Annotated in this window: 12 protein-coding genes and 1 pseudogene; 1 reads left to right on the forward strand and 12 read right to left on the reverse strand. The window is 45.9% G+C overall.

The window, feature by feature from the left end:
* Positions 1-98 precede the first annotated feature (98 nt).
* From M4D81_RS05945 to M4D81_RS05970, 6 genes are all read right to left on the reverse strand, one after another.
* Entirely contained in the window at positions 99-1,259 is a 1,161-nt protein-coding gene (locus M4D81_RS05945; protein ID WP_260065026.1) for a cobalamin-independent methionine synthase II family protein, read from the reverse strand.
* 211 nt (positions 1,260-1,470) lie between these two features.
* Positions 1,471-2,460, reverse strand: a complete 990-nt coding sequence (locus tag M4D81_RS05950; RefSeq protein ID WP_260065028.1) for a tRNA dihydrouridine synthase — start codon at positions 2,458-2,460, stop codon at positions 1,471-1,473.
* 145 nt (positions 2,461-2,605) lie between these two features.
* Complete coding sequence (locus M4D81_RS05955) at positions 2,606-3,310, reverse strand: demethylmenaquinone methyltransferase (protein WP_260065030.1); 705 nt, start codon at positions 3,308-3,310, stop codon at positions 2,606-2,608.
* 60 nt (positions 3,311-3,370) lie between these two features.
* Entirely contained in the window at positions 3,371-3,937 is a 567-nt protein-coding gene (locus tag M4D81_RS05960) for an SF0329 family protein (protein ID WP_260065032.1), read from the reverse strand.
* Positions 3,938-4,226: 289 nt separating this feature from the next.
* The gene (locus M4D81_RS05965) at positions 4,227-6,527 is read right to left on the reverse strand and encodes a thiamine pyrophosphate-dependent enzyme (RefSeq protein ID WP_397376657.1); all 2,301 of its coding nucleotides are present in this window, start codon (positions 6,525-6,527) and stop codon (positions 4,227-4,229) included.
* Positions 6,524-7,546: a 2-oxoacid:acceptor oxidoreductase family protein gene (locus tag M4D81_RS05970; protein WP_260065034.1), complete on the reverse strand. Its 1,023-nt coding sequence runs from the start codon at positions 7,544-7,546 to the stop codon at positions 6,524-6,526. Before M4D81_RS05970 ends, M4D81_RS05965 begins: the two co-directional genes overlap by 4 nt.
* A 208-nt stretch (positions 7,547-7,754) precedes the next feature.
* On the opposite strand from M4D81_RS05970, the gene hcp reads away from it, so the two are divergent.
* On the forward strand, positions 7,755-9,440 hold the full coding sequence (gene hcp, locus M4D81_RS05975) for a hydroxylamine reductase (RefSeq protein WP_260065036.1): 1,686 nt from the start codon (positions 7,755-7,757) through the stop codon (positions 9,438-9,440).
* 161 nt (positions 9,441-9,601) lie between these two features.
* Here hcp and M4D81_RS05980 read toward each other — a convergent pair whose 3' ends face one another.
* The 6 genes and pseudogenes from M4D81_RS05980 to M4D81_RS06010 all read right to left on the reverse strand — a co-directional run bounded on the left by M4D81_RS05980 (position 9,602) and on the right by M4D81_RS06010 (position 14,595).
* Positions 9,602-10,618, reverse strand: coding sequence for a carbohydrate-binding protein (locus tag M4D81_RS05980; protein WP_260065037.1), 1,017 nt, complete (start codon positions 10,616-10,618; stop codon positions 9,602-9,604).
* Positions 10,619-10,961: 343 nt separating this feature from the next.
* Positions 10,962-11,543, reverse strand: a complete 582-nt coding sequence (locus M4D81_RS05985) for a hypothetical protein (protein ID WP_260065038.1) — start codon at positions 11,541-11,543, stop codon at positions 10,962-10,964.
* 418 nt (positions 11,544-11,961) lie between these two features.
* Positions 11,962-12,309: a DUF4181 domain-containing protein gene (locus M4D81_RS05990; protein ID WP_260065040.1), complete on the reverse strand. Its 348-nt coding sequence runs from the start codon at positions 12,307-12,309 to the stop codon at positions 11,962-11,964.
* Positions 12,310-12,568: 259 nt separating this feature from the next.
* A pseudogene (locus M4D81_RS05995) lies at positions 12,569-13,614 on the reverse strand (IS256 family transposase).
* 12 nt (positions 13,615-13,626) lie between these two features.
* Entirely contained in the window at positions 13,627-13,788 is a 162-nt protein-coding gene (locus M4D81_RS06005; RefSeq protein WP_260065043.1) for a hypothetical protein, read from the reverse strand.
* A gap of 102 nt (positions 13,789-13,890) precedes the next feature.
* Entirely contained in the window at positions 13,891-14,595 is a 705-nt protein-coding gene (locus M4D81_RS06010) for an AAA family ATPase (protein ID WP_260065045.1), read from the reverse strand.
* Positions 14,596-14,640 lie beyond the last annotated feature (45 nt).

Below are 14,640 nucleotides of genomic sequence, written 5' to 3' on the forward strand. Positions count from 1 at the left end.
TGCTGCTGGGCAACACGCTGCATAGAAAAAGAGATGCCTCTCGGGGTCCATTAGCGGCCCTTTGAGTCATCCCTATTAGCTCAAGATGTTTATCCGATTTAGTTATTCCAGTATTGCTTGGCAATCTGTTGACCTTGATCGATTTTTGCCCATTGCTCGGCTTCGCTTAGCTCGTTACCGCCATCGCAGGACGCAAAGCCGCATTGATGCGAGAGCAGCAGACGATCCTTATCAATGATTTTGGATGCTTCGTCAAGCAGACGGATGACGCGTGCTTCATCATCCAGCGTATTGGTTTTGGAGGACAGCAAGCCCAGAACAATCTCCGTTTCCGGTCTGTCCTTGAAAACCTCCAGAGCTTCAATCGAACCCGCACGATCATCATCCCACTCCAGGAAGAAACGATCATATTTCAACTGCTTCAGGAACAGGTTGGCGATTTTCGCATAAGATCCACCGCCCATGTTGCGGGAATCATAGTTACCGCGGCAGTTATGTGTCCACATTTTCAAGCCGAGGCTGTGACCGAAGTCAATCACCGTATTGTTAATCTCAATAAATTCGGTGGCGAGACCCTGTACTTCCGCTTGATTAATATGCTCCCCTGTAAACGGAGAGTTCGGGTTGTCGTCTGCAAACAGCTCCCACAAGCAATCATCGAATTGCAGGATTTTGCCGCCTGCCGCAGCGAATTCAGCCACGAATTCTTTATAGGCGCTCACAAGGCCCGCTTTGAGCTCCTGTTTGTTCTGATAAACCGCATCCGTACCGCCAATGTTATCCGACCAGGAAAGTTCACCGTAGATATGGGAAGGCGATGGTACGCAAAGTTTCGTTTGCTGGTCGCCAGCCGTTTCTTGCAGCTGTTTGAACAGCTTAATGAAGTGATGATTCTTTCCACTCAGTTTGCCAGTAATCCGCAGGCCAATATCTTTGCGTGTTTCATATTTCGAGGTTCCGTCCACATCCCGGAAAAAGTAGCCATGATCAGCAATATACCGCTGGGCTCCGCCAAAGCCCCATACAAAATCCAGATGCCACATCGATTTGGAGAATTCGCCGTCCGTAATAACCGACAGGTTATGCTCGATTTCCTTTTTCACGACCTGTTTGATCGCCTCGGTCTCGCACTCGGCATACCCTTCAAAGTTTTCATAGAACGGATACTGGATATCATCACGATGTTCTATTTGCGTTTTATATTTCAGCAGCTCTTCGGGCCGCAACAAACTTCCTACGATCTGAAACTTATCAGTCATGTACATAACCCCCTCGTTGTATAGCGATATCATATCACGACGAGAGGAGTTATAAGGCATACCAAAAGCTCATAACTAGTTATAGCTAAAAGCTATAGCAAGAATGTCCGCTGAGATTTTTCCAAAAGAAAAAACACAGCCAACTCGGCCATGTTTTCCAAACAAGTTATTGGTTTCTCATGGAGCGCAGTTGTTTCTCAAGCCTGTCCATTTAATTCCCTCGTTCATCTGCCTCATCAGAATTCTTGCTTCCAAATTCATCAAGCAGCACCCTTACTTCACTTGTTGATTTTGCGTTCATTAAGTTATTTCTGAGTTCACTCGCTCCTCGGAATCCGCGGACATAGATTTTGAAGAAGCGCACAAGTGCGCTGAAGGAGCGCCGCATCTGCGCCGAATATTGATCATGGAGATCCAGATGCAGCCGCAGCAGATCAAGCAATTCCTCACTGCTATGATCCCTCGGCTCCTTCTCAAAAGCAAATGGATTATGAAAAATCCCACGCCCTATCATAATGCCATCCACACCGTATTGTTCAGCGAGCTTCAGGCCGGTCTGACGGTCAGGAATATCCCCGTTAATGGTTAGCAGCGTATCGGGTGCCACCTCATCACGAAGCTTCTTAATCTCTGGAATCAGTTCCCAGTGAGCGTCTACCTTGCTCATTTCCTCTCTTGTCCGCAGATGAATGGACAGGTTCACAATATCTTGCTTCAAAATATGGGTCAACCAGTCGCGCCATTCGTCTACAGCCGTGAAACCGAGCCTTGTTTTTACACTGACGGGCAATCCCCCGGCTTTGGCCGCCTGGATAATGTCCGCTGCAATGTCGGGACGGCAGATCAAGCCGCTTCCCTTCCCATTCTCCGCTACATTCGCTACAGGACAACCCATATTAATATCGATGCCTTTAAACCCTTCTTTCGCCATGCCGATACTCATCTGACGAAAGAATTCCGGCTTATCTCCCCAGATATGGGCTACCATCGGCTGTTCATCCTCTGTAAAAGTCAAACGTCCGCGCACACTATGGTTCCCATCCGGGTGACAATAGCTCTCGGAATTCGCAAACTCCGTAAAAAACACATCCGGCCTGGCTGCTTCACTGACGACATGGCGAAACACAACATCCGTCACATCTTCCATGGGCGCCAGTATAAAGAAAGGCCGCGGTAAATCACGCCAAAAATTATCTGTCATATCCAATACTCCTCTATATTACATACCAGGACAAATCTTTATCCCGAAATAGGAAATACAACCTCTTCATGTCCTTGCTTTTTCTTCACTTATAGCATATTTAAGCAGCGTATATCAAACGGCAGTATATGTTAATCGCAGAACCTTATTTTATCGCCTTATGCATTGCCGCGACACCGCCGCTATAGCTTTTTACATCTACCTTGGAAAACCCCGCTTCCAAAAACATTTGTTTCAGTACGTTTTTATTGGGGAAATGACGGGCCGATTCTTGTAACCATGAGTATTCCTCATAACTTTTGGCAATAAACTTTCCAAGCAAGGGCATGATATGGCGAACATAAAAGAGGGAAGCTTGTCGATAACCGATTATTGTGGGTTGGGATGTTTCTAGACAAACGACTTGTCCGCCTGGCTTCGTTACTCGATACATCTCCCGCAGCACGGTCGAATAATCGGGTACATTTCTTAAACCAAAACCAATGGTTACATAATCAAATGAATCATTTTCAAAAGGGAGCTCCATGGCATTTCCCTGGATAAGGGTAAGCTGCTTTAAAGCTTGTTGCTCCTGCTTATCTTGTGCTATTTTGAGCATGTTTTGGCTAAAATCCAACCCAATGACTTCTCCATGCGTTCCAACAGCATTTGCTAAAGCAATCGCCCAATCCCCGGTTCCCGTGCACACATCAAGAGCTTTACTTCCTTCTTTCACATTCATCCGTTTCATAACATCATGGCGCCATGCGATATGTCTCCTAAAAGTGATGACCGAGTTCATCGAGTCGTATTGATCCGATATCTTTTCAAATACCTGATGAACTCTTTCCGACTTTGTTTGTTCAGACATGCCATTCCCTCTCTTCCACAAGTGTTATAATATTCTTTCAACGAAAATGATTTATGCTCATCACGCACGGCGCCGCAGTTCATAAAAATATTGCACAATCGGATGCTTTAGCTTCATCCTATCTGCCATGTTTACAATCCGCTTTTTGCCAACTCGTCTGTCTACCAAGGCTAGAATATTCAATAAGATATCATCGCTCTCCATGCTTTCTTCTATAGAAGTAGATAAGAACTTATTCGCTGTAGCGACAAAATTGGATTTACTTAATGCAGCCTGTGCTGACAAAAGCTCCTTTGCGAGTACGGATATTTTTCTGTTTCTTGCAATGACGTTGAGACGATCCTCGGGAACGGTCCCTTTGGTTTCCTTTCTGACGGCTTCCAATTCATCATCGCTGATCGGAATTTGGATATTGGGATCATTCTTAATTTCCAGCTCCGTCTGATACCACCTTATTGAGCTGGTTTTATCACTCATATGGAGTACGTTCTTTTTATCTACCGAAATATAACAAAGCCCTGCTTTATCAGGTAAATAACGATAACCGGTTGCGCGATATTCAACTCTTCCAGCTAATGCAGGACTGAGAAAGCTCTCCAGCTGTTGCTTCAATTTACTCCAGGACATGGTTCCTCCTATGTTTTCAAACCCTGAGGGGCGGGGTATCCATCTGCACATCTTAATCAGTATGAATAAACCTCTGCCAAAAAACAACCCATAACATGTCCCACATATTGAATGGAATATCTGCTTCTCCTCTTTATAGAAAAGAAAAAATCGAATCGATCGCAACCACAAAAAGTACCTGCTCAAAGGAGGAGCAGGTACTTTTTTAGACCGTTATATCTGTGTCCAAGATTCGGGATGCATATATTTAGCTGCTAGGGCTAAATCCTAGTATGCTGAATTGAATATTTTATAGCAGCGGGTTCTCGTGTTTCGCTTTCAGAATCGACCAGCGCCGCTCCACTTCTTTTTCAAATTCGCCAAGCATTTCTTTGTTTTCTTCCTTGAGCAGATGTCTTGATTTGCCCATATATTTCAGCCAGTCGCTGAGCGGCACCTGTTTTTTCTTCGCTTCAGGATCGTACGTAATATTCGTCTCTCCCTGCTCTACTTCATAGAGTGGGAAGAAGTTTGAATTCACAGCCGCGCGGACGATGTTCTCCCCATCCTTGTCACTCGATTTCCAGTTCAGCGGGCATGTGATCAGCAGCTTGCCGTAGACAGTACCTACATTCTGAGCGTACCACTGCGCTTTTGCCGCCTTTTTCACAAGATCCTGCGGGAATGCTTCCGTCCCCGTGAATACATACGGAATATGTGCCGCAGCCATCATTTGCACCGTATCCTTGTGATGGAACGCTTTGCCCTGCTGCTGTTTGCCGACACCGGACGTACTGGTCATATGCCCTAATGGCGTAGAGTACGAAAGCTGCGCACCGGTGTTCATATAGCCTTCATTATCATATTCCAGAATGATCAGATTATGGCCCCGCAGCGCCGTCCCGATGGCCGAACCCATCCCGATGTCCATGCCGCCGTCGCCGGTCACCATGACAAAAGTGAAATCCTCGGGAACTTCGATTTCCCCGCGGCGTTTCTTCTCAAGGAACGCTTCTACCGTGCCGGATAAAGTAGCCGGTCCGTTCTGGAACAAATTATGAATGAAGCTCTGCTTATGCGAGTTATACGGATAACCCGTTGTTGTGATATAAGCGCAGCCGGTATGGAATAAAGTAACGACATTGCCTTCAATCCCTTTGAAAAAGAGCTCCAGCGCCGGGAAAATACCGCAGCCTGGGCAAGCTCCGTGGCCGGAAGCAAACCGTTTCGGTTTCGCCGCAAGCGCCCGCATCGGCGGCACTTTAACGGATAATTTACTTGTCTCTTCATCCACCTTTACAGTGATCAGGCCAGATTTAAAGCTGTCTCCATTCATCGGGGCAATGACCGGCTGCAGTCTTTGCTTCTCAGCTCCCGGTGTTTGGCCGTAATAATCAAACGCCACTTTGGCATAACCGAGCTCCATGGCCTCGATCGTCAAGGCAAAAAAAGCTTCTGCGTCATCCGCGTAATAGTCTTTCCCGCCAAGTCCAAATATGCGGGACAGCACAATAGGCTGCGGACCACGGATGTCCTGCAGGGCCGCTTTGACCTCATGGGTCAGATTGGCCCCGTGCGCACCGTAAGAATCGGCACGTTCGCCAACCAGCAGCGCTTTGACACCTGTCAACGCCTCGCGGATTTCTCTCGCCGGGAACGGCCGGAGAATATTCGGGCTGATTACGCCCGCTTTGATTCCTTTCGCCCGCAGCCGATCCACGACGTCTTTGGAGGATTCGGCCGCCGAATTGAGCAGGAATAAAGCCACCTCCGCGTCTTCCATTCGGTACAGATCAAGCGGCGAATAGGATCTTCCGGATAAAGCCGCGTATTCCTCTGCCACTTCCTTGAATACCTTGCCCGCACGGTACATGGCGTTGGACTGTTGGAAGTGGTTATTCATCAAATCGTCGCCATTCATATAAGCCCCAACAACGATCGGGTTGTTCTCGTCCAGTACATGTGGATATTCAGGCGCCTTTTCCCCTACAAACGCCTGAACGGTTTCCCGGTTCGTAAATATGTGTACCCGGCGTTTCTGGTGCGATGTGAAGAATCCGTCATAAGCTACAATGACCGGCAGGCGTACGTCTTCATGTTCCGCGATACGCAGCGCCATGATATTCATGTCATACACGGCCTGCGGTGAACGGGCGGTCAAAATCACCCAGCCCGTATTCAGGCCGTAGTAAAGATCCGAATGGTCACCGCGAATATCCAGCGGTCCGCTGACCGCACGCGTCACCAGATTCATGACCATCGGGAAACGTGTGCCCGCCTGCACAGGAAGCTGTTCGATCATATACAGGAAACCATTCGCGCTGGTAGCATTGAATACCCGTGCTCCGGCTGCGGCCGCACCGTAGCAAATCCCCGCCGATCCATGTTCGCCGTCAGCTGGAATCAGCTTGATGTCATGTTCGCCGCGTGTACGCATCATATCAAGATATTGGGCGATTTCCGTAGATGGTGTAATCGGAAAATAACCCATAATGTGATAGTTAATCTGGGCAGCCGCCAAGGCAGCCATTTCGTTGCCCGATTCGAAGACTGCCGTTTGAGCGGCCGCCAGCTTGTTCTCCGTTGTTGTTTCTTGAATTTGCATATTCATGATCTGACTCCCTCCGCGGTTAAATAGGGAAATGATTGCGGCACACGGTGCTGCTCCGCATAATGCGGCTCTTCTAACATGGCAGCTAAAGCGGTGGTCGGACAAGCTTCGATACACTTCAAGCAGCCTTTGCAATACTGATAATCGATGCCTTTCATAAACATCTGCATATTCCCGCGCTTATCCGGCTTCTTCTCCCACACGATGCAGAAATCCGGACATACCGTATCGCAGGCGGCACAGTGAATGCAGTCCTCGATCTTGTACTCTGGCAAATATCCCTGCCGGGAGCCGCTAAGATCCTTCAGGACACTGTTCGCGGTAACGTTCAGAATCCCGCCCAGCTCCTGCGTTTCATATCCAAGCACCGGCTGCGGTCTTGCGAAAGCGATTTGGTTTATAAGCTCTGAGCCATTTCCCAAGGAAAGGAACTGAACTTCGTTATATCCTCTATCAAAAGTCCGCACATTCGCTTCCACGAGGTGGGGCAGCTTTTTCTCAAATGTTGTACGGATCACCTGCCGCATATCGTCCGGGTTCAGGAAGCTGCAAATCCGGAACAATGCCCCCAGCATGGCCGTATTCACTTTGGTTTTTTCCTCAACGGAAATCTTCAGCGCATCAACTACAGCCAGCGTTCCCTGCGTCATGTTCAGATCAACGGCCACTTCGGATAGGTCTCGCGCCGTATTCACCAACGCCGTTCCATCAGGCTGTAATCCGCTTATGACATCGATCGTCTTATACAATGCTTCATGAAATACACCGACGACATGCGGCTGCTCAATGGGACTGTGATCGCGGATTTCCACCTCGGAATCGCAGAACCTTACGAAGCTCTTCACCGGCGACCCTTTTTTCTCCGAACCATAGCTGGAAAAATTCGAACCGTTAAGTCCGGAGCCGGTCACCCCGGCTTCGGCCAGCATTTTTCCGGCCAGATTGGCGCCAAGCCCGCCGATGGATTCGAGACGGATCTCGAAAAATCCCAGTTCATTCTTTTGAGGTAAAATCGACATGTTCTCTCCTCATTTCTTCTTAGGTCATTAATTCCAGTTTAAAAGAAGAAACTGACCGGGTTTGTGATTATACTCACAACTTAAGAAATTGTGATTCCAATCACTATGTCGGTTGTGGGAGCGAAGTATACTGTCTTCAACAGTCCAATTGCGAGGCAATCTTATACTGACCTTAAGGCAAAAAATCACGAAATTGGAGGAGAAAATAATGAATAACAACACCCAAGAGACCTTAGAGCATCAGCCGTCCATGTTCTGCTTTCAATGCCAGGAAGCATCCAAAGGAACAGGCTGCACCATTGTCGGAGTATGCGGCAAACCCCATGATGTGGCAAACCTGCAGGATTTGCTGATTTATCTGCTGAAAGGCATCTCTTTTCTCAGTCTGGATGTCCGGCTGCCGGAGGTGCTTGAACAGCGCGTATCGCTGTTTATGATGGACTCCTTGTTTGCAACGATTACGAACGCCAACTTTGACCGCGAGGTTTTTGTGGGAAGAATCCGGGAAGCGATCGAGCTCCGCGGCGAGGTGCGCACCTATTATAACGAACAATATCCGGAAGGAACCGCCAATCTCCCTGATGCCGCCGTCTGGCAAGCGGATAACGAAGCTTCTTTTGATGAAAAAGCACGTACGGTGGGTGTCCTCTCGACCCGCAATGAAGACATCCGCTCGCTGCGCGAATTGATTACTTACGGCTTGAAGGGGATGGCTGCTTACACGTACCACGCGCTTCATCTGGAGAAGGATGATCACGAATTAAACCGTTTTATGCGCCGTGCGCTTGCCGCCACGCTTGACGACAGCCTGGAAGTGCAGGATCTGGTCGCTTTGACGATGGAAACCGGTAAATACGGCGTAAACGCCATGGCGATGCTTGATGAAGCGAACACCTCGGTTTACGGAAACCCGGAAATCACGAAGGTCAATATCGGGGTAAGAAACCGGCCCGGCATTCTCATCAGCGGCCATGATCTGAAGGATTTGGAGGAGCTGCTGAAGCAGACGGAAGGAACCGGCGTGGACGTATACACGCACAGTGAAATGCTGCCTGCCCACTATTATCCGGCATTCAAGAAATATGAGCATTTTGTAGGCAATTACGGGAATGCCTGGTGGAAGCAGAATAGCGAATTCGCAGCCTTTAACGGACCGATACTAATGACGACCAACTGTATCGTTCCGCCGAAAGACAGTTATAAGGACCGTATCTATACAACAGGCAACACGGGGGTTCCGGGTGTCCGCCATATTCCAGAAGGAACAGACGGTGCTCCCAAAGACTTCTCCCTACTAATCGAGCAAGCGAAAGGATGCCCGGCTCCCACGGAGCTTGAAACGGGTGAGATCATCGGCGGTTTCGCTCATGCCGCTGTCATGAACGTGGCCGATCAAGTCGTCGATGCCGTGAAATCCGGGGCGATCCGCCGCTTCTTCGTCATGGCAGGCTGCGATGGACGGATGAAATCCCGCAGCTATTACACCGATTTCGCGGCTGAACTTCCAAAAGACACGGTCATTCTAACTGCAGGCTGTGCCAAATACAAATACAATAAACTGGATCTAGGCGAAATCGGCGGTATTCCGCGGGTCCTGGACGCTGGTCAATGCAATGATTCTTACTCCCTCGTCGTGATTGCATTGAAGCTGAAGGAAGTATTCGGCCTTGAGGATATTAATGATTTGCCGATTTCCTATAACATTGCCTGGTATGAGCAAAAAGCGGTTATCGTGCTGCTTGCCCTGCTTTATCTTGGCGTTAAAAATATTCATCTGGGCCCTACGCTCCCTGCATTCCTGTCGCCTAACGTTGCCAAAGTCCTCGTGGAAAACTTCGGCATCGGCGGCATTACCAATGTGGAAGATGACATGAAGATGTTCCTTGGCGCCTAATTAGTAGTCGAAGAAAACCTGATAAAGAAAAAAGGGCATGGGTTATGCAAGCAATGATCTGCTTGGTAACTCATGCCCTTTCAAATTAAATAAGCCGCTTCCACTCAACAAGGAAATCCTTCCACGTCGCTATTTTTCAATTTACCTATCAATGTAACACCTTAATTCTTACCACCATAGCCCTTGTAAGTAGCGTAAACTGCATCTGCATATTGATCCGCCAGAATAGGACGTCCATAAGAATCCGTAGCTCCCGGATACCAGTTATCTCCACCGTTGTAGTGTAATAATCCGTTATAGATATTTCCAAACTTCGTAATCTTCTCATTTAAAATTAACGCACCCAGATATACCTGCTCTTGTTCACTACTATGATTATACGCACGGCCAAATTTTGAGTTGAATTGAGATAAATACGCATTGCGTGTGTTTGGTTCGACCTGCATCAATCCGTCGCCGGCCGATGGACTACCTGGTAAACCTGCGCCAAAGCTGCTTTCCTTTTTGATAACAGCACTTAGCAATAAAGCAAAATCTCCGCCTTTCCCATAGGCATTGTCCGCATTCATGACATATGTCCATATATGGCTTGGAACCTCGGCAGGCTTTGTTACTGTAGGAGGTGGTGAACCCGTATAAATCTTGACCGATGACATTTTGTCATTGATCGTGTTGCCAACCCAGGAAGAATCTGAAGTGAAGGTCCACTTGGTTCCTCCAAAATTATCATTCTCATATACTTCAACCGTCCAACCGCTTGGAACCTTAAGAGACGACATCCAGTCATTCGGAATTCCGTTTGCGTTCAACTGAGACAGTGTATAATTGCCTATCCCGAGTGTCACTGCTTTTCCTCCATAGTTTATATCTGCATAGAATGTTACTCCGTTCGTTGTCGGTGGTGTGGTTGGTGGCGTAGTTCCGCCGCTACCGTCTTTCTGCCATAAAGCAGGAACATTGGACGGTTCCCAACCTACTAGAGAAGTATGTGCCTGAAGACAGGTATAAGTACTTCCACTATAGGTTACTGTGTCATTTACTGCATATGCGGTATTTGGAGCCCATGCTCCTCTAGCGGCTGCGCTCACTGACGGTAAGGCAGCGCAAAATGTGGATAGAAATACTGCTAAAACTACCAAAAGTGATAAGGGGTTAAAATGAAACCTTTTATTAGTCATTTTCAAACCTCCTTTTTTCTTTATTTATCTGTAGCGCTCCCATGAGACATTCCACTGGTTTTTACTGTACTATTATCTTACTTTATTTCCATTTTCTAAATTAATTCCACAATTTTTTAATCAGATTATTACAATTCAAACAATACAACGGCATGAAAAGCGACCGGCAGACTGCACCTGATCATTAGAAACGTAGCGGACGTTTACCAATACGTCCAAACTTATAAGGAGCAATATCCGGAAGTCCGAATTGCATTACTGCCGATCCTGACGATAACGGATTTACTTAAGCAACAACAAGGCGGCTCCTTACGAGGAGCCGCCTCTATTCTTTGTATGGGTTTTAATCTATATTCTCAATACCCCATTCTCCTGCTTCGTTTTTAGTAAAGAAGTAGGTAATTCCTTGATTTTCAATACTCCCGTCTGAGGATTTTTTTGCAAAGCGCACGCCTACTCTAATTTGTTCTGGCTGATCGACTTTTTCTATAAGATCCAAATCATAGAACATAAATTGATCGCTTTCGTTTGTGTAATAGAAGCCTTCTCTTATAGTTTCCAAAGACTCCTTATTCAGATTCTCTTCAAACTTTTCTTTGTTGTTCTCCACAACTGATTCAAGATTGTTCCTTAACTTGGAGATAATGTTTTCGTCAAAGAAGCTGCCTTTATATTTGTCAAAGTCAATAGAGACGCCTTTCTTAAAATCGGCCGCTGTGATGTCCTTAATTGCTTCTTTCTCGGCTGGTTCGATCAGACTTTCTGTTTTTGTTGGTGTATTGTTGGTTGAAGGTGCTGGGCTTGTGGTGTTGGTAGGTTCTTCGCTATTGGAAAGAGTGTCAGTGTCATCTGATTTCCCACATGCAGAGAGTAGTAATGCTCCGATTAAACATAAAGATAGAATACCGCGAGAGAGATTTTTCATTAGGTTGAATCCTCCTTGTAAGTTTGGGTATATATGTAAGAACGCAAGGGAGAAAACAAAGTTAGTTGGATTGGCTGCTCTTGCAATCTCTCGGTTTACGTACGAGGTTATCAGGGCTATCGCCGTAACACCGTATACCTTTGATAGATACCTTAAAATCGGCCTTCTGGGTGGCAACAATTCAAAAAGCCTGTCCGGAAACCTCTCATGCATGGTTTGCATCCAACAGTTCGCGATATAGAGCAATTGAGTTTGAGTGCTCATTCATCGAATACACGTATACTACATCTGTTGGTCGCCAAAGTCTTCGGTATGTTCAAACTGCACCTTCGCCTCATCGACTTCAATTACATGATGGGACATGGATTAGCTAAAAATCAACCCAAAAAACGGGCTGTTGTTGGACAGCCCGTTTTTTTCACATTAACAGTCTAAGTACTAGCAAAAGAACCGTAAAAAAGAGTAGTATGAATGCCAATATAAATGATACTTTATGTCGTTTTGTTTCTTTAACATACTTCCACTCCATGTAGCCACGATAAAAAAAGGGTATTGCCAACAGAAGTGCTAGCAAGGGTTGTGGTTGGCTTCGATCTAAAAGCCAAATTGCTAGTAGAACTGGTGTAAGTAAGATCAGTGAAATGATAATATAATGCTTATGCATTGGTGTATCATTCATATCTTCTTCCCCAACAACTAACACTTTGCCAAGAATAAACTGACCGATTAGTACCACAACAATAATAAAAGAATAAAAAGCCTCCATATATAACCTCCCAGATTTTATTTTCAAAATACAGGGAATTTATCCACTTAATAATGCATTATAACAAACTAAACCGAAAAATAACTCGAAATCTTATCCATTCTCTCTGTTTATGAAGGGTTCATACGAAATATTCCCAAAGAAAAAAGCTCACTCAAGATGAGTTGAGCCTCTATTCCCGTGTCGATCGATCTGGGTCTGTCAAGATTTCTGTGTAAACTCATTTCCAAGCAATCCCCCCGAGGGGGATTTGGCGTTTCTAACGTAAGTAGTTGCTGATCCGATCCGGAAAGAAGACCGAAAGCTGAAGCAGCATCTGTCCCCAGTTTTGGACGCGGCCTGTCCATTTGCGGGTCACATCCATCGTGGCCAGATAGAGCATTTTCAGCAGAGCTTCATCAGTCGGAAAAATACTCTTTCCCTTGGTCACCTTGCGAAGCTGTCGGTGGTAACTCTCAATCATATTTGTTGTGTAGATGAGCCTGCGGATCTCAGGTGGGTACTTGAAGAAGGTCGAGAGCTCCTACCAGTTGTTGCGCCAAGAGCGGACGATGAGCGGATACTTGACGCCCCAGACTTCCTCGAAGCGGTCCAGTTCAAGCAACGTCCCTTCCTCAGTTGCCGCCTTGTAAATCGGCTTCAGGTCGGCAGTGACTTTCTTGAGATCCTTGTACGAGACACGTACCGAGTGGAATTACGGATTTGGTGGATGATACACTTTTGGATCTCGGTCTTTGATAGCAGGCAGCAATCGATTCGGAGAAACCACTGAGATTGTCCTCACAGATGATGAGAATGTCTGGACACCACGATTTCGCAGGTCATTTAGGACGCTTAGCCAGAACTTACTGGATTCATTCTCCCCGATCCACATGCCGAGCACATCCTTGTTTCCGTCCAGGTCGATGCCGATAACCATGTAGGCCGCTTTGTTTACAATGGCACCGTCCTGCTTCACTTTGAAGTGAATCGCATCCATGTAAACGACGGCGTACACGCCTTGAAGCGGCCGATTCTGCCATTCCTTAATTAGAGGCACGATTTTGTTGGTAACATTGGAAATGAGCGTAGGCGAGACTTCGATCCCGTACAGGTTTTGCAGATGGTCTTGAATCTCTCGTGTGCTGGTCCTTTGGCGTACAGGGCGATGATCTGATCTTCGATGCCGGTTACATTCTTCTGGTGCTTCTGCACATCAACCGGCTCGAACTCACCCATCCGATCCCTTGGAACCGCAATTTCTTGCTCTCCGTATTCGCTGACCACCGTCTTCTTGCTCTTGCCATTTCGGCTGTTTGGCGTCATCTTGGCTTTGACCTAATGCTTTTCGTAGCCTAAATGCGTATCGAGCTCTGCTTCCAGCACCTCTTGAAGAGTTTCAACAAACAGTTCTTTCAGGGCATTCTGCGCATCCTGAGCCGTTACCAGCTTGTTCTCCTTAATGAACGTCCATAGTTGCTTTTTTGTCCATAGTCCCATGTGTTCTCCCAACCTTTCCATCACTTTCCATTTTAATAGATTTGGGAGTTTACACAAACTATTTTACAGACTCCGACGAATGCACACCATGCTTCAATAACCTTACATATTGGAAATTAACATATTTTCAAATGCCTCATCTGGATTATTTGAGTTGTTTATATGTAACCATTCTTTAAAATCCCCCTCATAAGTAATCTTTCCTTTATTAAGTATGATTAGGTGGCAATCTAGGTAAATTAAATCTTGAAGTTGATGTGTAGATATAATACAAGTCTTTCCCTCTTGTATGAGGTTTCCAATTAATTCATAAATTTTCTTTCTAGATGCGGGGTCTACTCCACTTGTTGGCTCATCGAAGATATATATTGAACGGTCAATCATAATTAATAGATGGGTAAAAAACCATCTTCTTTCCCCGATAGACATTTTCCCAATTCTTAATTCCCACAAATGTTCAAACAAATCTTTTTCACGTTGCGACATTTTTTCTGTGTAGTAACCCGTTTCTTTTACAATTTTTTTATTATCTATTCGCTTAACAAAATTTGCAAAGTCTTTTCCTTTAATAACAGGTGAAAAGAAGAGACTTTGAGTCACATATAATATATCTTCTACATGAGGTATATTTATCTCTCCTGATTCCGGTTTCAGAACATTTGTTATACAGTCAAACATCGTTGTTTTGCCTGAACCATTTACTCCAACAATTGCATTCAACTTGTTTGGATGTAATGAGAAGGTAACATCCTTTAAAACAAAATCTTTTCCTCTTGGATATTTATATTTAAGATTTTTAATATTCATAGGAATAATCCTCACTTTAATTAATACTAAAAGTATGGAAAGCTT

The sequence above is a fragment of the Paenibacillus sp. p3-SID867 genome, assembly GCF_025142895.1.
GTDB lineage: Bacteria > Bacillota > Bacilli > Paenibacillales > Paenibacillaceae > Paenibacillus_AQ.